Raw genomic sequence first — 24,483 nt, 5'->3', positions numbered from 1 at the left:
GGAAATCCAGCAGGAGAGCTGATGCCGACGTCACCGACCGGTCTGGGCACCGGCACGGACAGCCAAGCCGAAGCCGCGCTCGCCGGGCACCCGGGGATCGCGCGCGCCCGCGTGACCCGCGAACCCGGGACCGGGCGGCTCGTCGCCCACGTCGTGCCGCGGGACCCGGTCGCCGAGGACGGCGACGACCGCAAGCGCGTCGACGAGTGGCAGCTGATCTACGAATGGGTCTACGGCGAACTCCCCGAGTCCGGTGGGCTCGGGGAGAACTTCGTCGGCTGGCACAGCACCTACACCGGGCTGCCGATCGAACTCGCGCAGATGCGGGAGTGGCGGGACGCGACCGTCGAGCGGATCAAGGCGCTGCGGCCCCGCCGGGTGCTGGAGATCGGCGTCGGCACCGGCCTGCTGATGGCCAAGCTCGCGCCGTCGTGCGAGGATTACGTGGCGACGGACTTCTCCGCCACCGTGGTCGAAACGCTCACCGGGCAGGTCGCCGAGGACCCCGCGCTGGCCCACGTGACGCTGCACAACCGGGAGGCCAACGACTTCTCGGGGTTGCCGGACGGGCACTTCGACACCGTGGTGATCAACTCGGTCATCCAGTACTTCCCCGACATCGGCTACCTCGCCGACGTGCTGCGCCAGGCGGCCGCGCTGCTCGCGCCCGGCGGCGCGGTGTTCGTCGGCGACGTGCGCAACTTCCGGCTGCTGCGGGCCTTCCGGACCGCGGTGCTGGCCGACGAGATCGCCGCGGCGCCCGAGTCGGCCCGGGAAATCGTCGAGAACAGCGTGCTGGAGGAGAAGGAGCTGCTCGTCGACCCCGACTTCTTCCCGGCGCTGGCCGCGACGCTGCCCGGGATCGCCGCGGCGGACGTCCGGCTCAAGCGGGCCCACCACCACAACGAGCTGAGCCGCCACCGCTACGACGCCGTGCTGCGCAAGGAACCCGCGGAGAACGTCGAGCCGGCGCTCACCGCGGCCTGGGGCCCGGGTGCGCTGGAGACGCTGCTGAGCGACGTCCGGCCGGCGTCCGCGCGGATCACCGGCGTGCCGAACGGCCGGGTCGCGCGGGAGCTGGCCGAGCTGGCGAAGCTCGACACCGGCCGGACCCCGGCCGCGGTGACCGCGCCGGACCCCGAAGACCTGCACGAGATCGGCAGGCGGCGCGGCTACCAGGCCGCGGTGACCTGGTCCGCCGACGGTCCCGGCCTGGTCGACGTCGTGTACACCCGCGACGGCGAGCCGGTGACCGTGCCCACCTCGGCCGCCACCCCCGGACTGCCCTTCACCGCTTACGCGAACGCGCCCTCGCGCGCCGCGAAGACGAGCTCGTTCGTCGCCGAGCTGCGTGCGTACCTCGCCGCGCGGCTGCCCGCCGAAGCGATCCCGCACGCCTTCACCACCGTCGAAGACCTCCCCGAAGGGACCGGACATGCCGACCACTGAGGGCACGCGAATCCCCGCGACCCGCAAGGAAGAGGGCCTCTGGCTGCTCGAGCGGCTGGTCCCCGGCGAAGGCGTGAACAACGTGCCGGGCGTCGCGCTGCAGGTGGGCGGCCGGCTCGACCGGGCCGTGCTGCAGGAAGCCGTCACGCGGCTGGTGCGCCGCTACGACGCGCTGCGGACCGTCTTCCACGCCGACGACACCCGGCTGACCAAGGAGGTGCTGCCGTCCTTCCCGCTCCGGCTGGAAGGCGAGGACAGCACCGACGTCGAGGCCGGGCTGCGCGAGCTGATCACGCGGCCGTTCGCCCTCGACGGCACCCCGCTGCTGCGCGTCGGGCTCTACCACGGCCCGGAGCACGACTCGGTCGGCGTCGCCGTGCACCACCTGATCTTCGACGGCACCTCGATGTCGATCTTCCTGGAGGAGCTCGCCGCCGCGTACGACGCCGTGCTCGCCGGGGACCTCCCCGACGCGAGCGAGCCCGTCCCGCTCTGGCCGGAGTCCGAGCCGAAGCCGGCGAGCCTCGCGTTCTGGCGCGAGCACCTGCGCGACTTCGACGCGAGCGGCCTCGAACTGTGGTGCGGCGGCCAGGAAAGCGCCCAGCCGACCCTGCGCGGCGAGCAGCTGGTCCGCGCGTTCTCGCCCGAGGCGAAGGACGTCGTCACCGCGCTGCAGAAGGACCTCAAGGCACCCGACGTCGTCCTGCTGCTGGCCGCCTACTACCTGCTGCTGCACGCCCACGGCGCCGGCCCCGACCTCGCCGTCGGCTTCCCGGTGAACGTCCGCAGCCAGCAGGCGCAGCGCGCGATCGGCTACCACGTCAACATCGTCCCGCTGCGCGTGCGGATCGACCCCGCCGAGACGTTCCGGACGTTCAGCCGCCGGGTCCGCGACCTGTTCTTCGAGGCGATCGCGCACGCGGACGTGCCGATGGACGTCCTGCTGCCCGAGGTCGAGCGCGCCGATTCCTCCTGGCGCACCACGATGTTCCGGCACGTGTTCAACTACCTGCCCTTCGGCGGCCGGGCCGCCACGAGCATCGGCGGCGCGCCCGCCGAAGTCGCCGAGATCGACCCGGGGCACAGCAAGTTCGACCTCGAGTTCGTCATCCTCCCCTCGGCGGAGGAGAGCCGCGTCAAGGCGGTGTACGGCGCCGAAGTGCTCGGCGCCGACGACGTCGGCCTGCTGCTGGAGCGCTACGACGCCCTGCTCGTCGCGGCGGCGGGCGCGCCCGACCGGCCGCTGGGCGAGCTGGCCGCCTGGGGCGCCACCGACCACCGCGTGCTGGACGCCGCCGCGAAACCGGCGTCACCGGACACCGCGCTCACCGCGATCGCCCACCACGTCAAGGAAAACCCCGGCGCCACCGCGCTCGTCACCGACGACGGCACGACGTCGTACCGCGAGCTCTGGCGGGCCGCTTCGGCGGTCACGACCCTGCTGGCCGACGCGGGGACCGGCCCGGGAGACCTGGTCGCCGTGGTCGCGCCGCGCGGCCGCGAACTCGCGGCCGCGGTGCTCGGCGGCTGGCTGGCCGGGGCCACGGTGACCACCGTCGACCCCGGCCAGGCCGATCTCGCCGAGGCCGTGTCCGGCGCGAAGCTGGTGCTGGGCGCGGCGGAAACCGCACCGCACGCCTCGATCCCGTGGCGGCCGATCTCGTACGCGGTCACCGTCGCCGTCGAGCCGGACGCCGGGGCCGTGGTCCCGGACAGCCCGGCGCTGATCGGCGTGACCCACCACGAACTCGCCGCGTCGATCCGCCACAGCGCGGCGCTCGTGACGCCAGGCCGTCCGGTGCTGTGGCTGACCTCCCCCGCCACCGGTGCCGCCGTCTCCGAGCTGCTGCTGGCGCTGACCACCGGCGCCCCGCTCGTCGTCGCCCCGGACGCCGCCCGCACCGACGGCCACCTGCTCGCCGGGCTCCTCACCCGGCACGACGCCGGCGTCGTGCACGCCACCCCGGCCGTCTGGTCGCGCGTGGTCGAGCACCTCGGCGAAGCCGCCGGCGGCCGGACCGCGCTGATCGGCGCGGAACCCGCGCCCGGCCCGCTCGTGCGCACCCTGCGCGCGCTCGAGGCCGACGTCCACACCGTGTTCTCCGGCGGCGGTCGCTGGGTGCTCGGCGACGGCATGCCGGTCGCGGGCCTCGACGCCGACGTCGTCGCCCCGGACGGGCGGCGGCTGCCGCTGGGCGTGCGCGGGGAGCTGCGCCTCGGCGGGCTCGCCACCGGCGTCCTCGCGCACTGGCGCACCGACGGGTCCCTGCACGTCCACGGCCCGCGCGAGCGCCAGCTGTCCCTCGGCGGCACCCGCGTCGACCTGGCGACCGTGGAAGACGCGCTGACCGGGTACACCGACGTCGTCGCGGCCGCCGTCACCACCCGGGTCGTCGACGGCGTGACCGAGCTGGTCGCCGTGGTGCACGCGCCGGACAAGCCGCAGCTCGCCGCCGAACTGGCCCGGCACGCCGAGACGGCCCTGCCGCCGCGGGCGCGCCCGGCCTGGTACCTGCGGGTCGACGCGCTGCCCGAGACCGCCGGGCACGAGGTGGACCGGGCGGCGGTCGCCGAACTGGCCGCGACGGCCGGGCCGGTGGCCGAAGCACCCGCCGAAGCCGTGCCGGACGCCACCACCACCGCCGTGATGGCGATGTTCGCGACGCTGCTCAAGCGCAACGACGTCACCGAAGACACCAACTTCTTCGCCAGTGGCGGCCATTCGCTGCTGGCCGCCCAGCTCGTCCAGTCGATCCAGAAGCAGACCGGGGTCCGGCTGAAGCTGTCCGCCGCCTTCTCCCACCCGACGCCGGCCGCGCTGGCGGAGCTGATCACCGAACGCGGGAGCACCCGATGACGACGTCCTTCAACCCGGCACCGCGGCCGTTCGAGCGGGCCGAGACCATGCACGGCCTGTTCGAGTGGTGCGCCGAGCGCTGGCCGAACCGGACCGCACTGCACCACCTCGGCCGGGACATCTCCTACCGGGAGCTGGCGGAGACCGCCGACGCGTACGCGGCCGAACTGCAGGCGCGCGGCGTCGAGCGCGGCTCGATCGTGCCGGTGCTGCTGCCCCGCTCCCCCGAGCTGTTCGCGACGCTGCTCGCCGTGCTCAAGTGCGGCGCGGCCTACGCGGCGCTGGACCTGCGGTGGCCGGAGACCCGGCTCGCCGAGCTGATCGAGCACCTCGGTGGCCCGGTCGTGGCCGCCGAACGCGGTGCCTCGTGGCCGTCGGTGTGGTCGCCGCCATCGGAGCCGATCCTCGGGGCCCGCCCGGCCGCGATCGACGTCGGCGCCGACGACCCCTGCGCGGTGTTCTTCACCTCCGGGACCACGGGAACGCCGAAGGGCGTGGTGACCGCGCACCGCGGCAACGTCCGGCTCTTCGACGACTGGCTGTTCACCCCGCTGGACTCCGGCGCGGTGATGCCGCAGGCGCTCGCGGCGACGTGGGACGCCTTCGGCCTCGACTCGTGGGGCGTGCTCTTCAACGGCGGCACCCTGGTGCTGCTGGAGGACACCCTGGAGCTGGCGACGAAACTGCGTGACCTGGTCGCGATCCACGGCGTCACCACGATCTTCCCGCCCACCGCGGTGTTCCACAGCATGGTCGACAACGACCTCGACGCCTTCGCGGGTCTGCGGGCCGTCGGCACCGGCGGCGAGAAGCTCTCCGCACGGCACGCGGCCCGGTTCCTCGAGGCGTACCCGGACATCCCGCTGTACAACATGTACGGCCCGGTCGAATCGAGCGTGGCGGCGACCTGCCACCGCGTCCGGCCGTCGGACCGCACCGAGGTGCCGCTCGGCGTCCCGTTCCCGAACACCCAGGCCTACATCCTCGACGGCGACCGCCTCTGCGACGTCGGCGAGAGCGGCGAGATCTGCCTGGGCGGCAAGGGGTTGGCGCTCGGGTACTTCGAGGACGCTTCGCTCACTGCGCGCAAGTTCGTCGAGATCGCGCTGCCGTCCGGCCCGGAACGCGTCTACCGCACCGGCGACCTCGGGCGCTGGACCGCCGACGGCCTGCTGCACTTCGAAGGCCGCGCGGACCGCCAGGTCAAGATCCGCGGCCACCGCATCGAACTCGACGACGTCGAGCACAACGCCGGCCGCGTACCGGGTGTCGGTGCCTGCGCAGTGGTACCGGTGACCGGCGCGGACGGTGCGTACGAGGACCTGTGCCTGTTCTACACCGGGTCCGGCTCCGCGCCGGGAGAGGAGGAACTGCGCACCCTGCTGGCCGAGCGGCTGCCCGGTTATCTGGTGCCCGCGCTGGTGCAGCGCCTGGAGCGGCTGCCGGTGCTGGAAGACCGGAAGCTGGACCGGCGCGCGCTGACCGAGCTGGCGGCGAACCGCCGCACCGAGTCCGTGGCCCCGGTGGCGGAGGACCTTTCGGACACCGAAGCCGCGGTAGCCGGGTTCCTGCGCGAGATCATCGGCGTGCCCTCGATCGCCACCGACGTCTCGTTCTTCCGCCAGGGCGGCAACTCGCTGTCCGCGGCCCAGTTGTGCTCCCGGATCAACCGGGACCTCGGCGTCCGGCTGCGGATCTCCCAGGTGTTCGAAGCGCCGACCGTGCGCGGTGTCGCCGGGCTGATCACCGCCGGAAAGCCGTAGGAAGGAAAGCCATGCCGGTCCAGACGGCCGAGGACATGACCACCCAGATGCGAGTGCTGTGGACCCTCGGCGAACTCGGCGACCCACTGGCGCTGCTGCTGCGCGGCCCGGAGGATCCCTACCCGCTCTACGAAAAGATCCGCGCGAAGGGTCCGCTGCACCGCAGCGAACTCGGCGCGTGGACGACGGTCGACCACGCGACGGCCACGAAGGTGCTGCGCGATCGCCGGTTCGGGGTGCTCAAGTCCGACGGCAAGCCGATCAGCCCGGTCATCACGTCGTTCGACAACTCGATGCTCGGTGCCGACGGCGCCGACCACGCGCGGCTGCGCAAGCTGGCCACGCCGTTCCTCAGCCCCAAGGCGATCCTCGGCTTCCGCGACAAGCTCACGGCGATCTGCCACGAACTGCTCGACCGGGTGGACACGAGCCGGGAGTTCGACCTGATGACGTCGTTCGCCGACCTCATCCCGGTCACGGTCGTGGCGACCATCTTCGACATCCCCGAGCCGTTCCTCAGTCGCTACCTGGAGCACGGCCCGAAGTTCGGCACGATCTTCGACGAGATCACGTCGGTGGAGCACATCGCGAGCGTCCAGCGGTCGCTGGACGAGCTGGACGCGCTGTTCACCGAGCTGATGGAGATGCGCCTGGCCCACCCGGGCGACGACGCGGTCAGCAAGCTCCTCACGGCCCGTTCGGAAGACCGGCTCACGACGCACGAGCTGGTCTCGATGTGCCAGCTGCTGACGCTGGCGGGCGCGGAGTCGACGGTGAACCTGATCGGCATCGGCGTGAAGACGATGCTGGAGCAGCGTGACCAGTGGGACAAGCTGGTCGCCGACCCGGACCTGGCGCCCCAGGCGGCACAGGAGTCGTTGCGGTTCGAGGCCCCGGTCCAGCAGTCCAGCCGCGTGTCCACAGTGGACGTGGAGGTCGGGGACACGGTGATCCCGGCCGACACGGCGGTGGTCGTCCTGACGGCGGGCTGCAACCGCGACCCCGCCGTGTGGGCTCGTCCGGACGTCTTCGACATCACCCGCCCGACCACCCCGGACAACCTGTCCTTCTCGGGCGGCTCCCACTACTGCCTGGGCGCGCCGCTGGCCCGCCTCGAGGCGGACGTGGCGTTCCGGGTGCTGGCCACGCGCCTGCCGGACCTGCGTCAGACGGGCCCGGCCGACCGCCGGCGCTCGGCGATCATCCGAGGCCTCCGCCACCTACCGGTGACGAACGGCTGACGACCCCCTCCCGGACGGCCGGTCCCCCACCCCGGGGACCGGCCGTTCGCGCGCGCGGCACCGTCGCCGTGCAGGTCGGTCGTGAGTGTTTAGGAGGGTTAGAACCCTCCTAAACACTCACGAGCCACGCACGCAACCGGCCGGTGCCCCCACACGGGAGCACCGGCCGGCCGGTCTGCTCGGGTCAGTTGACGGTGACCGTCGTGCTCAGCGGCAGCGACGCCGACGACGAGCCCGCCTTCACCGACCGCGTCCCGCCTCCGCGCTTCCACGCCTTCGCCGCCGAATCCCAGTAGCTCAGCTGCCGCGGGTCCACGTGGATCGTCAACGTCCGGTACGCCCCGGCCGTCAGCGTCACCTTCGCGTACCCGCCCAGCGCCGTCGGGGCCTGCGGGGCCGTCACCTGCGGGCTCGGGCCGACGAACACCTGCGCGACCTCCGTGCCCGTCCGGGTGCCCGTGTTCCGCACCGTCACCTTGACGTCCAGACCACCGTCCGACGCGTTCGAAGCCGTCAGGCCGCTGTAGGCGAACGACGTGTACGAAAGCCCGTAGCCGAACGGGAAGAGCGGGGTCACCTTCTTGTCCGCGTACCAGCGGTAGCCGATGTCGACGCCCTCCGTGTACTTCACCTGGCCGTCCTGGCCCGGGTACAAGCCGGCTTCGCCGCTGACGAGCGTGTGGGCCTCGTCCACCGGGAACGTCTGGGTCAGCTTGCCCTGCGGGTTGACGTCGCCGTACAGCAGCGCCGTCGTCGCCTCCGCGCCCTTCTGGCCCGGGTACCACATCTCCAGCACCGCGGCCGTCTTCGCCAGCCACGGCATCTTCACCGCGGACGCCGTGTTCAGCACGACCACCGTGCGCGGGTTGGCCGTCGCGACCGCGTCGATCAGCTCGTCCTGGTAGCCCGGCAGCGAGAGGTCCGGCCGGTCGAGGCCTTCGGAGCTGTCGTCGTAGGCGAACACGATCGGCGTGGTGGCCGCCTTGGCCGCCGCCACCGCCTCGGCGATCTTGGCCTGGGCCGTGACCGGGGTGAGCCAGTGCAGGTTCACCTTCAGCGGGTTGACGAAGTCCGCGAAGCCGTACAGCAGCAGCGAATGCTGGCCGGCGGTCAGGTGCACGGTGATGCCCGTGTAGCCGGTCGCGATCGAGTCGCCGAACAGGCCGCTCGCGGTGCCGTCCACCTGGAGGAAGCCACCACCGCCGGTGGCCTGCAGCTGGATGCTGTAGTCGCCTTCGGTGGGCGCGGTGATCGTGCCGTTGTAGAACACGCCTTCCGAGCCGGCGGGCAGCCCGCCGCCCTGGGTGTACGCCGGGGACAGCGCGTCCGCCGGGACGGCCTCGCCCGCCGGGTCGTAGCCCGCGGTGTACGTCGTGGTGCTGCCCGCGCGCTTCTTGATCTGGTCCAGCGGGGTGGCGGGCGTGGCCGACGGGAGCACGTGGGAGCTGCCGCCGCCGTTGAGCTTCGGCGTCTTCGCGTTGTACCCGATGACCGCGACGCTGCCCGAGCGCGTGGTGCTCAGCGGCAGCGCCGCCTTTTCGTTGCGCAGCAGGACCGCGCCCGCCTGGGCGACGTCCTGCGCGGTCGCGGTCAGCCCGGACAGGTCACGCGCCGGGCGCGCCGGGTTGTCGAGCAGGTGGAACCGGTCCATCTGGCCGAGGATGCGCGCGACCGCGGTGTCCAAAGCGGACTGCGGGATCTTGCCCTCGCTGATCGCGGTCTTGAGCTGGTCGCCGAAGTACGTGCCGTCCGGCATCTCCTGGTCGAGGCCCTTGGGCAGGGAGTCGGGCGTCAGCGACATCCGCCAGTCCGACATCACCCAGCCCTTGAACGCCAGCTGCTCGCGCAGGATCCCGGTCAGCAGGTCGCCGTTCGCGCACGCGGACGGGCCGTTGAGGTTGTTGTACGAGCACATCACTGCGCCGGCGCCGGCTTTCACCGCCGCCTCGAACCCGGGCAGCTCGACCTCGTGCAGGGTCTGGTCGTCCATCTGGACGTTGATCGTCTGCCGGTCGTTCTCCTGGTTGTTGCCCGCCAGGTGCTTGACCACCGGGATGGTGCCCTGGCCCGCGATGCCCTTGACCTCCGCCGCGGCGATCCGCGACGTCAGCAGCGGGTCCTCGCTGAAGGTCTCGAAGTTGCGCCCGCCGTAAGGAATCCGGATCGTGTTGACCATCGGGGACAGCAGCACGTCGGTGCCCAGCGCCCGGGCTTCGCGGCCGACGCCGGCGCCGTAGCGGGTCGCGAGCGACTCGTCGAAGCTGGACGCGAGCGCGACCGGCGCCGGCATCACGACCGACGGCTTGTCGACGCGCACCCCGGCGGAGCCGTCCGCCAGCCGCAGCGAAGGCACGCCGAGGCGCGGTACGCCCGGGACGTAGCCCGCTTCGCCGACGCTGTTCGGGTCCGTGCCGCCGTGCACCAGGGAAAGCTTCTCGTCGAGGGTCAATTCGCCCACGAGACCGCGCACCCTCGGCGAGAACTTCGCGGCCGGATCGGCCGCGGCGCCGGCCGCGGCCAGACCGGACGTCAGGAGCACGCCGGCCAGGACGACCGCCGCGGTGCGCAGCCGTGGCCGCGCACGCAGAAGATCATTACGCATAGTCACCCCAGAAACCCGCGAAAGGGTCGCCCCTCACGCATGTTGGTCCAATTGACGACCAACCTAGGTGACTACTGCACGGACCGTAACCCCTGTCTTGACCAGCACGTTCGGCGATCAGTCCGGGTCGTGCGGTGAACCCCGGGCTAATTCCGGGTGACGTCCAGACTGGCTTCCCCGCCGCGGATCTCCCCGAGGTGCAGGTGGTACCCGAGGAAATTGATGTCGACGCCCTGGAAGAGGGAGACGCTGATCCCGTTCGACAGGAAGGTCACGGAATTGTTGTCGACCTTCTGCACTTCCAGTTCCTGCCCACCGAGGTCGACTTTGCCGCCACTGGTGAGGTTGAAATGGCACGCCCGGTCGGCGCACCCGAGGTCGATCAAATGGTCGCAACCGGCCACCGAAAAAGAAGCGACCAAAGCGAACAGGCACACCACGATCCCACGACGCATTTCGACCCCCGGTATCGGTTTTCGATCAGGCTGATGGCAGGACGCAGGGAATGAGGATGGTGATTTCGGTCGGGCCGCCGGCCGGGCTGTCGATTTCCACGACACCGTCGAACGCCGCGACCCGCCGCTGGACGCCCACGAGCCCGCTGCCGCGGCTGAAGTCGGCACCGCCCTTGCCGTCGTCGGCGACGACGACCTTGAGCACGCCCGGCCGGTGGGTGACGCTGATCCGCACCCGCTTGGCGGCCGCGTGCTTGGCCGCGTTGGCCAGCAGTTCGGCCACGGAGAAGTAGACCGCCGACTCCAGCGCCGCGTCGGGCCGCCCGATCAGGCCGACCTCGACGTCGGTGGGCACCGGCGCGTCCATCGCGAGGTCGTCGAGCGCGGCGCCGAGGCCGCGGTCGGCGAGCATCGGCGGCTGGATGCCGTGCACCAGCCCCCGCAGCTCCCGCAGTGCGGCCGCGGACAGGTCACGTGCTCCCGCCAGCTGCCGCCGGACCTCGTCGATGTCGGTGTCGAGCAGCATCTCGGCGGTGCTCAGCGACATCCCGATCGCGATCAGCCGCGCCTGGGCGCCGTCGTGCAGGTCGCGCTCGATCCGCCGCAGCTCCGCGGCCTGCGCGTCGATGGCCGCGGCCCGCGTCGCGAACAGCCGCTCGACCCGCCGCGTCAGCAGCGTGCGCTCGTCCGGCGCCAGCAGCCACCGCGTCCAGGCCTCGTGCAGGCTGACCGCGCCCGGCGCGGCCACCAGGCCCAGCACCAGCAGCGCCAGGCCGGCCACGGCGGTCCCGGCCACCCCGGCCGGGGTGTCCATCGGCAGCGGGAAGTACCACTCGCCGGTCGCCAGGTACGGCGCGGTCAGCGGCGAGACCAGCAGGAACGCCCCGAACGCGGCCAGCGCGACCGGGACGGCCGCCAGCACGCCGCCCGTGAGCGGGTTGACCACCAGCCAGCACAGGTCGCGCCAGGTGGCCGGGTCGGTGAAGAACCAGCGGCCGCGGCGCTGGGCGAGGGAGATCCAGCGGGACTTGTGGAAGTCGTAGCCGTTCCAGTACCACCCGTTTTCGGTGCGCTCCAGCGCCGGCAACGGGAGGTACGGCGATTCGATCGCGCGGCCGTAGAGCGCGGGCGCGCTTTTCCGGGAAAGGGCGGGCAGCACCCGGCACGCGGGAATGGCGACCAGCACGGTGAGCCCCGCGGCGGCGACGTATTCCGGCAGCCAGATCACCGCGGGCAGCGTGAGAACGCACACCTGCGCCGCCGCGAAGAGGACGAGAACGACCAGTCGCGCCATTCCGGCGAAGCCGCGCCGGACGGCCGACGCGCTCCGCTGGGGAATCGTCGACATCGGCAGATCATACTCTCCGCGGGAGAGTGTTCCCGGTCGGCTCATCGCGTCCCCCATCCGCCTGAGGCGGCCCGATCGGGCCCGCTCGCACTCGAGGTCGTCCCAGTCTGGGGCGCCCCGAGCGGGGAGACAATCGGCTTGGCCCACACATAGGGGTATAGCCAGCCATACCCCTATGTTCGGTCTAACAGGCTCACGCCGACCAGCATCGCGACACTACCGTTGTCCAAGCAAGCGGCGCCACGCCTCGAGCGAATGGCACCGGAAACGCGAACGAACTCGCGAACACCCAGGAGCAGCAATGAACGAGGCCGGCATCCAGCGCACCCAAGCGGGTACGCAGTCCCCTTCGGAACCCCGGAACCCGCGGCTGGCGCTGTTCGCTTCCGCCGCATTCGACCTGATCGTCCCCCTCGCCGTCTACTACATCCTGCGCCAGAACGGCGTCCCGCTGTTGACCGCGGCGATCATCGGTGGCATCGTCCCGGTCGTCCGCACCGTGTACGTCTTCGCCCGGTACCGCAAGATCGACGGGCTCGGCCTCTTCATGGTGACGATGATGGTCATCGGCACCGCGGTTTCGCTGATTTCCGGCGACGCGCGGTTCTTCTTCGCCAAGGACGGCTGGCTCACGGCCATGTTCGGCATCTGGATGCTGATCACGCTGTTCTTCGAAAAGCCGTTCTTCCTGCACGCCGGGGTCAGCATCGCCCGCACCAAGCGGGGCGGCGCCGGCGCGGAGGTCTGGGAGCGCCGCTGGGACACCGAGCCCAAGATGCGCCACGGCCTGCGCCTGCTGACGGTCGTCTTCGGCGTCGGCATGATCGTCGACGCCGTCGTCCGCGTCGTGCTCGCCTACTCCCTGCCGCTCGACGACATCAACCTGGTGACGACCGTGCAGTGGATCGTGGTCCTCGGCGGGCTCATCGGCTTCATGGCCTACTACACCCGCAAGCACGACCTGCGTGCCTGAGGGCCCCCGGCCGACCACCGCACTCCGAGGAGCTTTCCCATGGCACACATCGCGCTGCTGAACATCCCCGCGTACGGGCACGTCATGCCGACGCTGGACGTGGCCGCCGAACTGGTCCGCCGCGGTCACCGCGTCACCTACGCCACCACGGACCAGTTCGCCGACCTCGTGGCGCCGACGGGGGCCCGGGTCCTGCGCTACGAGTCGTCCTTGACGCCGAAGCCGCGCACCGAGGACCCGCCCGCCGACTTCGCCGCCTGGCTGCCGCTGGTGCTGGTCATGGAAAGCACGGCGACCATCCCGGTGTTCGAAGCGGCTTTCGCCGACGACGTGCCGGACCTGATCCTGTACGACCGCACCGTTTACGCGACGGGACGGGTGCTCGCCGCGAAGTGGGGCGTGCCCGCGGTGGAACTGTTCCCGTCCTTCGCCTACAACGACCACTGGTCGCTGGCGAAGTTCCTCGGGGAAGAAAACGGTTTCAGCGAAGACCACCCGGCCCGCGTGGCGTTCCGCGAGAAGATCGCGGAACTGACCGCGGCGCACGGCGTCCCGGAGATCTCCCCCGCCGACTTCGCCATCGGCCGCGAGCAGTTCGCGCTCGCGTTCGTGGCGAAGGAGTTCCAGTACCACGGCGAAACCTTCGACGACCACTTCGCGTTCGTCGGCCCGTGCCTGGGCGACCGGACGTTCCAGGGCGACTGGCAGCCGCCGTCGGACGGCAAGCCCGTGCTGCTGGTTTCGCTCGGCACGGCGTTCAACGACCGCCCGGACTTCTTCCGGGCCGTGGTGACGGCGTTCACCGGTGAAAACTGGCACGTCGTGCTGTCGATCGGCACCCTCGACCCGGCCGAACTGGGCGAGCTGCCGCCGAACTTCGAAGCGCACGCCTCGGTGCCGCAGCTGGCGGTGCTGAAGCACGCTTCGGCCTTCATCACCCACTCCGGCATGGGCGGGACGATGGAGGCGCTGTACTTCGACACGCCGATGGTGTCGCTGCCGCAGAGCGTCGAGCAGGCCGCCGTGGCCCAGCGCGTCGCCGAGCTCGGCCTCGGCACGAACCTCGCCGGCCAGGAGCCCACCCCGGAACTGCTGCGCGAAGCCGTCAGCGCCACGGCGAGCGACGAGAGGATCGACGCCGCCGTCGCCGCGATGAGCGCGAAGGTGCGCACGGCCGGCGGTGCCGTGCGCGCCGCCGACGAGCTCGAGCGGTACCTCAAGCACGTTTCCTGACCCGCTGGTCCGTTTTCCGGACCAGCCGCCAGTGGGGAAGGGCCGAGGTTGTCCCCCAGCACCACGGCCCTTCCTCACCCCCGTCTGCCCTTTCGACCCTGATTTCCTGGAGGACCAGCGTGCAGGACGCTGTGGTGGTGCGGGACCTCGTGAAGAGGTACCCGAAAGCAGAACGGCCTGCGGTCGACGGCCTCGGCTTCACGATCGCCGCGGGCGAGGTCTTCGGCCTGCTGGGCCCCAACGGCGCGGGCAAGACGACGACGGTCAGCATGCTGACCACGCGCGCGCTGCCGACGTCCGGCCGGGCCGAGGTGGCCGGCATCGACGTCGTCAAGGACGCGACCGCGGCCCGCCAGGTGCTGGCGGTGGTGCCGCAGCGCAACAACCTCGACCAGTCGCTGACGGTACGGCAGAACCTACTGTTCCACGCCGCTTACCACGGCATGGGACGGGCGCAGCGCCGCCGCCGGGCCGACGAGCTGATCGAGTGGATGGGCCTGGGCCCGCGGGCGAAGGCCCGGGTGGACGAGATGTCCGGCGGCCAGGCGCAGCGCGTGATGATCGCCCGGGCGCTGATGCACCAGCCGAAGGTGATGTTCCTCGACGAACCGGCGACCGGGCTGGACCCGCAGTCGCGGTTGTTCGTGCACGAGCGCGTCGCCGAGCTGACCGCGGAGGGCGTCACCGTCGTGGTCACGACGCACGACATGGAAGAAGCGGCCAAGCTGTGCGACCGGGTCGGCATCGTCGACCACGGCAAGCTGCTGGCCCTCGACACGACCGAAGCGCTGACCCGGTCGCTGCCCGGCAACACGACGCTGACCGTGGGCGTCACGCTCGCCGACGCGCCCGCCGAAGCCGTCGGCAAGGAACTGGAGCTGGTGCCCGCCGTCGTCCGGGTCGAGCGGCTCGCCGCGACCGGCCGGGCCGCGGCCGACGAAAGCGCCGTCCAGTTCCGCCTCTACACCGAAGCGGACCCGGCGTCGCTGCTGCCCGGCGTGCTGGCCGTGCTGGGCCGTGAGCGGTGCGAGGTCACCGGCATCTCGTTCGGCAAGCCGACCCTCGAAGACGTGTTCATCTCCATCACCGGACGGGATCTCCGATGACCGCCACGACGCTCACCCCGCAGCCCGGGCTCGGCACCGGGACCGGCCAGGCCGGGAACCCCAGCCAGGCCCGCGCGTTCCTCGCCGTGCTCGGCCGCGACTGCTTCGTCACCGGGCGCGAGCTGCTGCCGTTCCTGGCGCAGATGCTGATCCAGCCGCTGTTCCTGCTGTTCATCTTCGGCAAGGTGCTCTCGCAGATCGGGTACGCGGGCGCCGGGTACGCCCAGATCCTGCTGCCCGGCATGGTCGCGATGAACGCGTTCACCGGGGCGCTGCAGAACACCGCGCTGCCGCTGGTGCTGGACTTCTCCGTGACCAGGGAGATCGAGGACAGGCTGCTGGCGCCGCTGTCGATCCGCCTGGTGGCGGTGGAGAAGATGCTGTTCGGCGCGATCCGCGGCGTCATCGCCGGCCTGGTGATGATCCCGATCGGCCTGCTCATCCTCGACGGCGTCAGCTGGGACGTCGCGGCCCTGCCGGGCGTGGCCGGCGTGGTCGCGCTGGGTTCGCTGGCCGGCGCGGCGGTGGGCATGGTGCTGGGCACGATCGTTCCGCCCCGGCACATCAACCTCGTCTTCACGATCCTGCTGGTCCCCCTGATCTTCACCGGTTCCGGCCAGTTCCCGTGGCTCAGCCTGTCCGGTTTGCGGTGGTTCCAGGTGATCTGCGCGGCCAACCCGCTCACGTACGTGTCGGAGGCGCTGCGCCGGCTGGTGATGCCGACCCAGGTCGAGTCGATCCCGCTGTGGATCTCCCTGGTGGTCATGGTGGCCGCGACGGCGCTCTTCGGCTTCTTCGGGATCCGCGGGTTCCTCAAGCGCGCCCTGGACTGACGCCGGGTAACCGGGCGGATGCGCCGGCGGTACGGTTGGACCACCCAGCCCCGGCCCCGCCCGGCCCGGAAACCCAGGAGCGGTTCGTGCGCGTTGTCCTCGCGGAGGATCTCTACCTGCTTCGAGACGGCATGACCCGCCTGCTCGAGGCGAAGGGGTTCTCCGTGGTGGCCGCGGTCGGCAACGCGACCGAGCTGCTCAAGGCGATCGACGACCACGAACCGGACATCGCGGTGGTGGACGTCCGGCTCCCGCCCGGTTTCAGCGACGAGGGGATCCGCGCCGCGCTGGCGGCGCGGAAACAGCGTCCCGGGTTGCCGGTGCTGGTGCTCTCCCAGCACGTGGAGCAGACGTACGCGCGCGAGCTGCTGGCCGACGGCACGGGCGCGATCGGGTACCTGCTGAAGGACCGCGTGCTCAACGCGGACCAGTTCGTGGACGCGCTGCGCATGGTGGCCGCGGGAGGCACGGCGATGGACCCCGAGGTGATCTCGAAGCTGCTGGCCAGCCGGTCCCGCCGAGACCCGCTGGACGCGCTGACGCCCCGGGAGCGGCAGGTGCTGGAGCTGATGGCGGAAGGCCGCTCGAACGCGGCCATCGCCCAGCGGATGGTGATCAGCGAAGCCGCGGTGGGCAAGCACACGGCGAGCATCTTCACCAAGCTGGACCTGGCGCAGCACGAAGACGACAACCGCCGGGTGCTGGCGGTGCTGACGTACCTGAGCAGCAAGGTCCCGAAGCCCTGACGAAGAAGGCCCGCAGCCGGTGGCTGCGGGCCTTTCCGTGCTCAGCTCGCGATCAGCAGCCGTAGAACTTCCGGACCCGGGAAGTGATGTACTCCTGGTCGGCTTCCGTCAGCGAGGTGTACGTCGGCAGGTACAGCCCCTCCTCCGCGAACCGGTTCGCCTTCAGCGACGACCACACCGGATCCAGGTACATCGGCTGCCGGCTCATCGGCTTGAAGAACACCCGCGTTTCGATCCCCTCGCCAGCGAGGAACTCCCTGAGCTCCTCACGCCGCGAGCACAGCAGGTCGTACATCCACAGCACGTCCCGGCGCGGCATGAGCGTGACCCCGGGGACGTCCCGCAACGCGGCGTCGTACCGAGCCTCGATCTCCGAGCGCAGCGCGAGGATCGAGTCCAGCTTGCCCACCTGGGCGACCGCCACGGCCGCCTGGAGGTTGGTCATCCGGAAGTTGTAGCCGATCTTCTTGTGCAGGAACGTGTGGTCGCGGTTGAAGGCCATGCCCCGCAGGTGCTTCATCTGCTCGGCCAGCCGCGCGTCCGACGTGAGGCAGATCCCGCCTTCGCCCGACGCGATGATCTTGTTGGCGAACAGCGAAAAGCAGGCGATGTCCCCGACCGGGCGCACGCCGTGCGCCTCCGCGGAATCCTCCACCACGCGCAGGTTGTATTCGTAGGCCAGCTCCATGACGGCGTCCATGTCGCACCGGCGGCCGTAGACGTGCACCGGCATGATCGCCTTGGTGCGCGGGGTGATCTTCGCTTCGATGAGCGAGACGTCGATGTTCAGGTCGTCTCCGCAGTCGACGAACACCGGGGTCGCGCCGGTGTAGGTCACCGCCCACGCGGACGCGATCATCGTGAACTCCGGGACGATCACCTCGTCACCGGGGCCGATGCCGAGCGCGCGCAACGCCAGCGTCAGCGCCGTCGTGCCGGACGAGCACGCCACGCCGTGCTCGACCCCGTTGTAGGCCGCGAACGACTCCTCGAACCGGGCCACGTACGGGCCCTGCGAGGAGATCCAGCCGCTCGTGACGGCTTCGGTCACGTTGGCCAGCTCGGCTTCGTCCAAGTACGGCTGCGACACCGGGTACCTGACGGACATGTCCTTCCCTTCCCCAGCCACGGAATCGGTCACCGGACCGCGGCCAGCACGGCGTCGGCCGCGGCCGACGCCCCGCCCGCCGATCGGAAGCGGTCCGCCCAGTCCTCGGCGTTCGCCGTGAACTCCTTCTCCTCCAGCACCCTCCGCAGCTTGGCGACGATCGCGTCCGCGGACACCGTCTCCTCGTGGGAAAGCACGAGCCCGCAGCCGCTGTCGAGGACGCGGGCCGCGTGGTCGTGGCAGTCCATCCAGAACGGCTGCACGAGACCGGGCTTGCCGAAGTAGACGCCTTCGTACGCGCTGTTGCCGCCGCCGTGGTTGTAGTAGACGCGCACGTGCGGGTGGGCCAGCACGTCGAACTGCGACGGCACCCAGTTCTCCAGCCGCACGTTCGGCGGCAGGTCCGCCGGCAGCAGCGCGCGCTGCGCCTTGGGCAGCTTCCACAGCACGTGGTGTTCCGGCCCGAGCTTCCGCGCGGCTTCGGCGATCGCCGTCACCTGGGGCGCGGTCAGCCGCATGTGGGTGCCGAACGCCAGGTAGACGACCGACTCGTGCTCGTCGAGCCACGCCGACAGCGCCGGGTCCGGCTCCACCGCTTCGGGCAGCGGCGGCACGACCGGGCCGACCATCTTCAGGTGCGACGGCGCCGCGGCGAACGGGTACTCCATGCCGAACACCGAGTAGGCCAGGATCGCCTGCGCGCGGTCGGCGTAGGTGGACTGGCCCGCGGTCGCGTTGAGGATGCCGGCTTCCTTGCGGGCCTTGGTGAACTGCACCGCGGGCACCTTCGTCAGCATGCCGAGCAGCAGCCGCAGCCGGAACCCGAGGTTCGCCAGCTTCTGCCGCCCGGAAAGGTCACGCGGCAGCCCGGTGTTCGGGCTCGGGTAGCTCAGCGGCAGGCGGTCGGCGAAGACCTCGCTCACCGAGATCGGCACGCTGTAGACGTACGGGATGTTCCGGGCGATCGCCGCGTCGGTCGGGTAGACGCTGGAGGAGTCGATGACCATCAGCGCCGGCTCGACCTCGTCGACTACGGCCAGCGCGCGCTCGTACATCGTCACCATGATGCTCGCGTCGGTGACGCCGCTCAGGTAGGCGATCACGTTCTGCGGCCGCGCGGTGAGGGCGCCGGGCTTCGCGGGCTGCGTCGCGGCGGCGTAGAGCTCCGGGTTCCACTCGCCCGGCGGGCGCTCGAGGCGCTCCCCGAACGAAACGAACTTCACCGGGTTGTCGGCGGAGATCGCCTCGACGGCCGCGCGACGGTCCTCAGTGGACGCGAAGTACAGGTCGGGTACGCCGCGGCGGGCGAGCTCGCCCGCAATGACCAGCAGCGGGTTGATCATGCCGGCGTCGGCGATCGACGCGAACAGGATGGGGGCCATCGTCTCACCAGCTCCCGGCGAGCATCAGCTCGCTGTACTTGTGCTCGTTCGACGCCTTGCGCAGGTCGGCCTCGACCATCATGCGCATCAGCTCTTCGAAGTCGACCGACTGCTTCCAGCCGAGCTCGGCACGCGCCTTTTCCGGGTTGGCGCAGAGGGTTTCGACCTCCGCGGGCCGCACCAGGGCCGGGTCGATGACGACGTAGTCGTGCCAGTTCAGGTCCACCGCGTCGAAGGCGATCTGGACGGCGTCGCGCACCGAGTGCATTTCGCCGGTGCCGACCACGTAGTCGGTCGCCGTGTCCTGCTGCAGCATCAGGTGCATCGCGCGGACGTAGTCGCCGGCGAAACCCCAGTCGCGCACGGCGTCCAGGTTGCCGAGGTACAGCTTGTCCCGCAGGCCCAGCTTGATCTCCGCCACCGCCATCGTGATCTTGCGGGTGACGAACTCGGCCCCGCGGCGCGGCGACTCGTGGTTGAACAGGATCCCGGAAACCCCGAACATGCCGAAGGATTCGCGGTAGTTCTTGGTGATGAAGTGCCCGTAGGTCTTCGCGACGCCGTAGGGGCTGCGCGGGTGGAAGATGGTCTGCTCGTTCTGCGGGGTCTCGGCCACCTTGCCGTACATCTCCGACGACGACGCCTGGTAGAACCGCATCCCGCCGCCACCGGTCGGCCGGGACTTGTCCAGCCCGCACACCATCCGGACCGCTTCGAGCACCCGCAGCACGCCCATGCCGTTCACCTCGGTGGTGAGTTCCGGCTGCTGCCAGGACATCGGCACGAACGAGATGGCCGCCAGGTTGTAGACCTCGTCCGGCTGCACCAGGTCCACCGCGGACACGAGGCTGACCTGGTCCATCAGATCCCCCTCCACGAAGTGGAGATCGGAGACCAGCCTGCTGATCCGCGACTTGCGCGGGTTCGCCTGGCCGCGGACCAGGCCCCAGACCTGGTAACCCTCGGCCAGGAGGTGTTCGGCCAGGTACGACCCGTCCTGTCCGGTGATCCCGGTGATCAACGCACGCTTCGCCATGAATGTGTGCCTTCCTGTGCCACGTAACGGATAGAGGCCCCCGCCGTGGCGTCGTCCGGCCGCCTTGCGAGCAGCTCCGGTGAACCCTGCCGCCGCGAAAATCGCGCTGTACCGCCGAATCCGCGTCCGGTGGTCGGCAACGACGTCCACGCTCGCGCTCGCCGCTCGCGAAGTCAAGGAGATCGGCGCCAAGTCAATGGCCCCGCCCCTACCCCTCCCGGCCGGGCCTAGGGGCGGGGCGGAAACCTAGGGGTGGGGCCGAAAACGCGCGAAGGAGCCGGGGCCCGCGCGAGGCGGGTCCCGGCTCCTTCACCTCGGGCTCAGCGCACGGGCGGCACCGGGCGCAGCGGGCGGCGCACCGGGGGCACCCCCTGGTGGTTGACCGCCACGGGCTGGCGGGCGGGCGTACCCGGCAGCCGCTCCTGCTGCTCCGGCACCCGCAGCTGCGGCTCTGACGCCAGATCGCGGCGCCGGGTGACGCTCAGCTTGCGGTAGACCCGCGTCAGGTGCTGCTCCACCGTGCTGACCGTGATGTAGAGCCGGCTCGCGATCTCCCGGTTGGTGTGGCCGCGGGCGGCGAGCCAGCCGACCCGCTGTTCGGCGTCGGTCAGCAGCTTGACGTCGGCGGGCGCCACCGCGCCGCGCAGGGACACCACGACGTCGTCGTTGCCGCCGTCGAGGAAGGACCTCCGCAGCAGCTCCGCCCCGCACTCCTTGGCCAGCGCCCGCGCGTCCCGGCTGGCCGTGCGCACCACGGCGGGGTCGGCGCTCGCCCGGCTCAGCTCGGCCAGCGCCCGGGCCAGTTCGAGCTTGGCCCCGGACTTTTCCAGCACGTCGACCGCTTCCTGCAGCAGCTTCGGCCGCCGGACCGGGTCGGCCACGAGCGCCAGCGTCCGCAGCGTGATGCCCCGCGTGCGGTCGCCGCAGTCCGGGCCGAGCTTCGCCGCCTGCTCCTCGGCGAGTTCGCGGGCCTTTTCGCGGTCACCCAGCTTCAGGTAGACCTCGGCGGCGCTGGAGCGCCACGGCACCAGCGCCGGCTGGTCCAGTTCCCAGCGCGCCATCTGCTCCCCGCACGCGAGGAAGTCGTTCAGCGCGGTCGGGAGCCGGCCCGTCGCGAGGTAGTAGTGCCCCCGCGCGTGCAGGTAGTGCAGGCCGAACCGGGTCTCGCCGAGCGCGTCGGGCACCGGCTGGTTGAGCAGCTCCGCCGCCTCGTCGAACCGGCCCATCTCGGTCAGCGCCGCCAGCAGCGTGGCCAGCGGGGCGCCCACCCCGATGCCCCACGCTTCCGGCGTCATCTTCGTCAGCGCGATCTTCGCGTTGCGGGCCGCGAGCGGCAGGTCTCCCTGGCGGAGGGCGACCTCGGCGCGCAGTTCCGCCAGCGACGCCTGCCACGTCGGGGCCGGGCGCCCGGCGGCCTGCGCCATCAGGTGCTCGGACCAGGTCGCGGCCTTGTCGAGGCGCTCGGCGTAGATCAGCACCGTGGCGGCGAACACCAGGTGCCGCAGGCTGGTGTCGGTCATCCGGGTGCCTTCCAGCACCTGCTCGGCGTCGAGCACGGCGGCCTCGGTCGGGCCTTCGCGCACGGCGCTGGTCAGCGCGTCGACGGCCTTCTGCTGCGAGTTCACCACGAGCCCGAGCCGCGGCGCGGCCGGGTCACCCGCGCAGGTCGCGAGCATCGGCTCGACGAGGTGCCGCATCCCCGGCACCGAGCTGGCCAGCCACGAGTCGAGCGTGAGCAGCTCGCCGCGGGTGCGCCGGTCGGTGGAGTCGACGAGGTCGCCGAAGGCGTTCGCGATCTCCACGGCCTCGTCGACCCGGCCGAACCAGAGCAGGAACTCGAAGATGCCGACCACCCGGATACCCGGCAGGTGCCCGGCGCGGGTGGCGTCCACCAGCTCCGGCAGCCGCCGCATCGCCTTCGCCGGGGTCGTTCGCCACTCGATGCCGGCCATCGACGCCTTGGCGATCGCGCGGTCGCGGTCGTCGGTGCAGCAGCGGCTGGCCAGCGCGATGCAGGCGCGGGCCAGTTCGACGTCGTCCTCGAGCAGCGCTGCTTCCGACGCCTCGGACAGCAGGTGCTCGGTCCACGGCTCGTCCAGGTTCCCCGCCACGACGTGGGCGGCGATGGCGGTCGGCCGGGCCCCCTGGTCGAACAGCAGGCGCGCGGCCTGCCCGTGGAGGGCGGAGCGGACCGCCGGGTCGAGCTCGTCGAGCACCGCGACGCGGGCCTCGACGTGGCGGAACCGGTGCCCGTCGAGGACACCGGCCGACTCCAGCGCCTTGCGCACCGGCTCGGCGGTGGCCGGTGCGAAGGAGACCATGCCGCCCGCCAGCGGGATCGGCGACTGCTCGCCGTCGCCGAGGACGGCGAGCGCCCTGGCGAGTTCGAGCGCCCGCGGCTCGCTGGAGTGCAGGCAGCTGAGCACCGCGTGCCGGTAGGCGGACCCGGCGACGATCCCGCCCGCGCCCGCCGCCTTGGTGTCCTGCACCAGGGCGGTGGCCAGCAGCGGGTTGCCGCCGCTGACCGCGAAGCACTCCGCGGCCAGCGCGTGGGCCTTGCCTTCGTCGAGCTTGCCCGCCAGCAGCACGCCGACGCCGTTGCGGGACAACGGCGCCAGCCGCAGCTGGCGGCAGTGCGGCCGCCGCATCAGGTCGACGTGGCGGACCGGGCGCCGTTCGCCGGGATCCGCGCGTTCGGCGAGCAGCACGAGCACCCGGGCGGGCCGGATGCGCCGCGCCATGTGCTGCAGGAACTGCAGCGACGCGGGGTCGGCGTAGTGGGCGTCGTCGACGCAGATCACCAGCGGGGTCTCGGCCGACCAGCCGATCACCGCGCTGGACAGGCGGTGCAGGAACCGGCTGTCCAGCAGCGTCGCGTCGGCTTCGGCGTCCTCCACGTACGCCGAAACCTGCTCGACGATGTCCGCGCGGACACCCGGGGTGTGCACCAGCTGGGAAACGACGCCGAGACCGACGGCGGTTTCCGACCGGGCACCGGAGGCGGACAGGACGACCGCGCCGGTACCGGCGGCCTGCCTGCCGAACTCCTCCAGCAGGGCCGTTTTCCCGCTGGCGACCGGACCGAGGACGAGGCCGACACCGCCGGCCCCGGAATGGCAGTCGGCGAGCATCTGACTCAGCGTCGCCGTTTCGAAGTCACGTTCGATGAGCATGACGGAACTTCCCCCAGAAATTCTCTGTGTGGTGGACTCCTTCGATCCACGGCCGGAACGACGGCCCCCAGGCCGCTGACTCCGGTTTTTTCCGTGAATCAACAGCACAGCCACGCGTGCGGGCAGCCGAATGGCGCCGCACGCATTGCTTCACGGCAATCTCACGGCACGCCGCTCCCCAACGGCGCCTGCCGGCGATTGCGAACTCGACCGGCTCGCGCATGAGCCGGCTTCAGTGTCTATTCGGTGTCCCTACGAAGGACAGCGATAACCGTTCATCAGACGAACCTTTCCCCAGACCCCAGATCCCCGCAGTTTCCCGGTTGGGTGATTACTGCCCCGATCACCCGGTCTCCCGCGAGGAGATAACGAACCAGAAGCTACCACCTGCCCCTACGTGCCGCAACGAGCCACGAAGGGGGTTCACCGGACCGCGATGTCCGTTTGGTCCCGTTCGGCGGGACCTCCCGCAAACCCGTCCCGACCAGCGTTTACCACGGGGAAACGCCGGTCGTCGGGCAAGGATCGAAAGTAGGTGGGCGTTATGAGCCGCACCACTTGTTCCGCGCCGAGGCGCGCACTTATTTCCGGCGCAGTTGAAATCGCCCGAAGGAAACAGAATGTGAACAGTTTTTTGACGGGCGCCGCGTCCACGGACCGGGACGCGGCGCCCACCGCGGTCAGACCTTCGCCGGAACCCGGCCCTCCTTCGAGAAGTACCCGCGGACGCGCTTCGAGCAGAGCAGCAGGAACAACACGAGCAGCACGACGGCCTGGACGACCTGGCCGGCCCGCATCCAGTCCGGGAACTCGGCCGAGACGACGAGGTACACGAGACCGGCCAGCCCGAGCACGGTCACCAGCATCACGCGGACCCACGTGCGCCGCCTGCCGAGCTTGAGCCGCGCGGCCAGCCGGACGTAGACGATGGCGATGACCAGCACCGACACCGGGCGGATCCACAGGACGCTTTCGAGCGAAGCGCGCGTCCCGGCGTGGTCGGCCGGGTCGGCCTGGCCGGTCTGCTCCCAGTGCAGCACCTGGTAGTCGAGGATGCCGTCCTTGTTCAGGAAGGTCAGGACCGCGAAGGCGATGCTGATCAGCAGGTTCAGGTAGAGCAGGAAGATGATCGGCCGCAGCACGCGGTCGGTCGAGGGCGTGGTCGCCATGGTTTCCCC

The 24,483-nt window shown here is 71.1% G+C and carries 17 protein-coding genes; 9 read left to right on the top strand and 8 right to left on the bottom strand.

The genetic code is table 11. The annotated features are described in order from the left end of the window. Nucleotides 1-21 precede the first annotated feature (21 nt). From SD460_RS18720 to SD460_RS18705, 4 genes are read left to right on the top strand one after another with little or no spacing between them, the layout of a single operon-like run. On the top strand, nucleotides 22-1,449 hold the full coding sequence (locus tag SD460_RS18720; RefSeq protein WP_290056476.1) for a methyltransferase: 1,428 nt from the start codon (nucleotides 22-24) through the stop codon (nucleotides 1,447-1,449). Continuing rightward, the gene (locus SD460_RS18715; RefSeq protein WP_318306435.1) at nucleotides 1,436-4,306 is read left to right on the top strand and encodes a condensation domain-containing protein; all 2,871 of its coding nucleotides are present in this window, start codon (nucleotides 1,436-1,438) and stop codon (nucleotides 4,304-4,306) included. The genes SD460_RS18720 and SD460_RS18715 overlap by 14 nt, the downstream gene beginning before the upstream one ends. Continuing rightward, on the top strand, nucleotides 4,303-6,069 hold the full coding sequence (locus SD460_RS18710) for a non-ribosomal peptide synthetase (protein WP_290062886.1): 1,767 nt from the start codon (nucleotides 4,303-4,305) through the stop codon (nucleotides 6,067-6,069). Before SD460_RS18715 ends, SD460_RS18710 begins: the two co-directional genes overlap by 4 nt. An 11-nt stretch (nucleotides 6,070-6,080) precedes the next feature. Next, nucleotides 6,081-7,310 carry a cytochrome P450 gene (locus tag SD460_RS18705; RefSeq protein WP_290062885.1) on the top strand — a complete coding sequence of 410 codons (1,230 nt, stop codon included), beginning with the start codon at nucleotides 6,081-6,083 and terminating at the stop codon, nucleotides 7,308-7,310. A gap of 184 nt (nucleotides 7,311-7,494) precedes the next feature. On the opposite strand, the gene SD460_RS18700 is transcribed toward SD460_RS18705, so the two are convergent. The 3 genes from SD460_RS18700 to SD460_RS18690 form a co-directional block, all read right to left on the bottom strand. Further along, a complete protein-coding gene (locus SD460_RS18700) occupies nucleotides 7,495-9,912 on the bottom strand; it encodes a beta-glucosidase family protein (RefSeq protein WP_290062435.1) in 2,418 nt (805 codons plus the stop codon). Nucleotides 9,913-10,058: 146 nt separating this feature from the next. Then, entirely contained in the window at nucleotides 10,059-10,367 is a 309-nt protein-coding gene (locus SD460_RS18695) for a hypothetical protein (RefSeq protein WP_290062436.1), read from the bottom strand. Nucleotides 10,368-10,392: 25 nt separating this feature from the next. After that, the gene (locus SD460_RS18690) at nucleotides 10,393-11,715 is read right to left on the bottom strand and encodes a sensor histidine kinase (protein WP_318306434.1); all 1,323 of its coding nucleotides are present in this window, start codon (nucleotides 11,713-11,715) and stop codon (nucleotides 10,393-10,395) included. 301 nt (nucleotides 11,716-12,016) lie between these two features. Between SD460_RS18690 and SD460_RS18685 the strand changes: the two genes are divergently transcribed. The 5 genes from SD460_RS18685 to SD460_RS18665 all read left to right on the top strand — a co-directional run bounded on the left by SD460_RS18685 (nucleotide 12,017) and on the right by SD460_RS18665 (nucleotide 16,606). Further along, nucleotides 12,017-12,688: a VC0807 family protein gene (locus SD460_RS18685; RefSeq protein WP_290062438.1), complete on the top strand. Its 672-nt coding sequence runs from the start codon at nucleotides 12,017-12,019 to the stop codon at nucleotides 12,686-12,688. Between the two features lie 39 nt (nucleotides 12,689-12,727). Next, nucleotides 12,728-13,921: a macrolide family glycosyltransferase gene (locus SD460_RS18680; RefSeq protein ID WP_290062439.1), complete on the top strand. Its 1,194-nt coding sequence runs from the start codon at nucleotides 12,728-12,730 to the stop codon at nucleotides 13,919-13,921. 119 nt (nucleotides 13,922-14,040) lie between these two features. Then, nucleotides 14,041-15,027: an ABC transporter ATP-binding protein gene (locus SD460_RS18675; protein WP_290061581.1), complete on the top strand. Its 987-nt coding sequence runs from the start codon at nucleotides 14,041-14,043 to the stop codon at nucleotides 15,025-15,027. Further along, complete coding sequence (locus SD460_RS18670; RefSeq protein ID WP_290061582.1) at nucleotides 15,024-15,860, top strand: ABC transporter permease; 837 nt, start codon at nucleotides 15,024-15,026, stop codon at nucleotides 15,858-15,860. Before SD460_RS18675 ends, SD460_RS18670 begins: the two co-directional genes overlap by 4 nt. A gap of 86 nt (nucleotides 15,861-15,946) precedes the next feature. Beyond that, nucleotides 15,947-16,606 carry a response regulator gene (locus SD460_RS18665; protein WP_290061584.1) on the top strand — a complete coding sequence of 220 codons (660 nt, stop codon included), beginning with the start codon at nucleotides 15,947-15,949 and terminating at the stop codon, nucleotides 16,604-16,606. A gap of 52 nt (nucleotides 16,607-16,658) precedes the next feature. Here the strand turns inward: SD460_RS18665 and SD460_RS18660 are convergent, their stop codons facing one another. The 5 genes from SD460_RS18660 to SD460_RS18640 form a co-directional block, all read right to left on the bottom strand. Beyond that, nucleotides 16,659-17,714 carry a DegT/DnrJ/EryC1/StrS family aminotransferase gene (locus SD460_RS18660; protein WP_290061585.1) on the bottom strand — a complete coding sequence of 352 codons (1,056 nt, stop codon included), beginning with the start codon at nucleotides 17,712-17,714 and terminating at the stop codon, nucleotides 16,659-16,661. Between the two features lie 29 nt (nucleotides 17,715-17,743). Next, on the bottom strand, nucleotides 17,744-19,096 hold the full coding sequence (locus SD460_RS18655; protein ID WP_290061586.1) for a glycosyltransferase: 1,353 nt from the start codon (nucleotides 19,094-19,096) through the stop codon (nucleotides 17,744-17,746). A 4-nt stretch (nucleotides 19,097-19,100) separates the two neighbouring features. Continuing rightward, nucleotides 19,101-20,132, bottom strand: coding sequence for a GDP-mannose 4,6-dehydratase (locus SD460_RS18650; RefSeq protein ID WP_290061587.1), 1,032 nt, complete (start codon nucleotides 20,130-20,132; stop codon nucleotides 19,101-19,103). Between the two features lie 320 nt (nucleotides 20,133-20,452). Further along, entirely contained in the window at nucleotides 20,453-23,305 is a 2,853-nt protein-coding gene (locus SD460_RS18645; RefSeq protein ID WP_318306433.1) for a helix-turn-helix transcriptional regulator, read from the bottom strand. 680 nt (nucleotides 23,306-23,985) lie between these two features. Continuing rightward, complete coding sequence (locus tag SD460_RS18640) at nucleotides 23,986-24,474, bottom strand: hypothetical protein (RefSeq protein ID WP_290061590.1); 489 nt, start codon at nucleotides 24,472-24,474, stop codon at nucleotides 23,986-23,988. Between the last annotated feature and the right edge of the window lie 9 nt (nucleotides 24,475-24,483).

The sequence above is a fragment of the Amycolatopsis solani genome (assembly GCF_033441515.1).
GTDB classification, from domain to species: domain Bacteria; phylum Actinomycetota; class Actinomycetes; order Mycobacteriales; family Pseudonocardiaceae; genus Amycolatopsis; species Amycolatopsis solani.
This window is presented reverse-complemented; position numbering and strand designations above follow the sequence as displayed.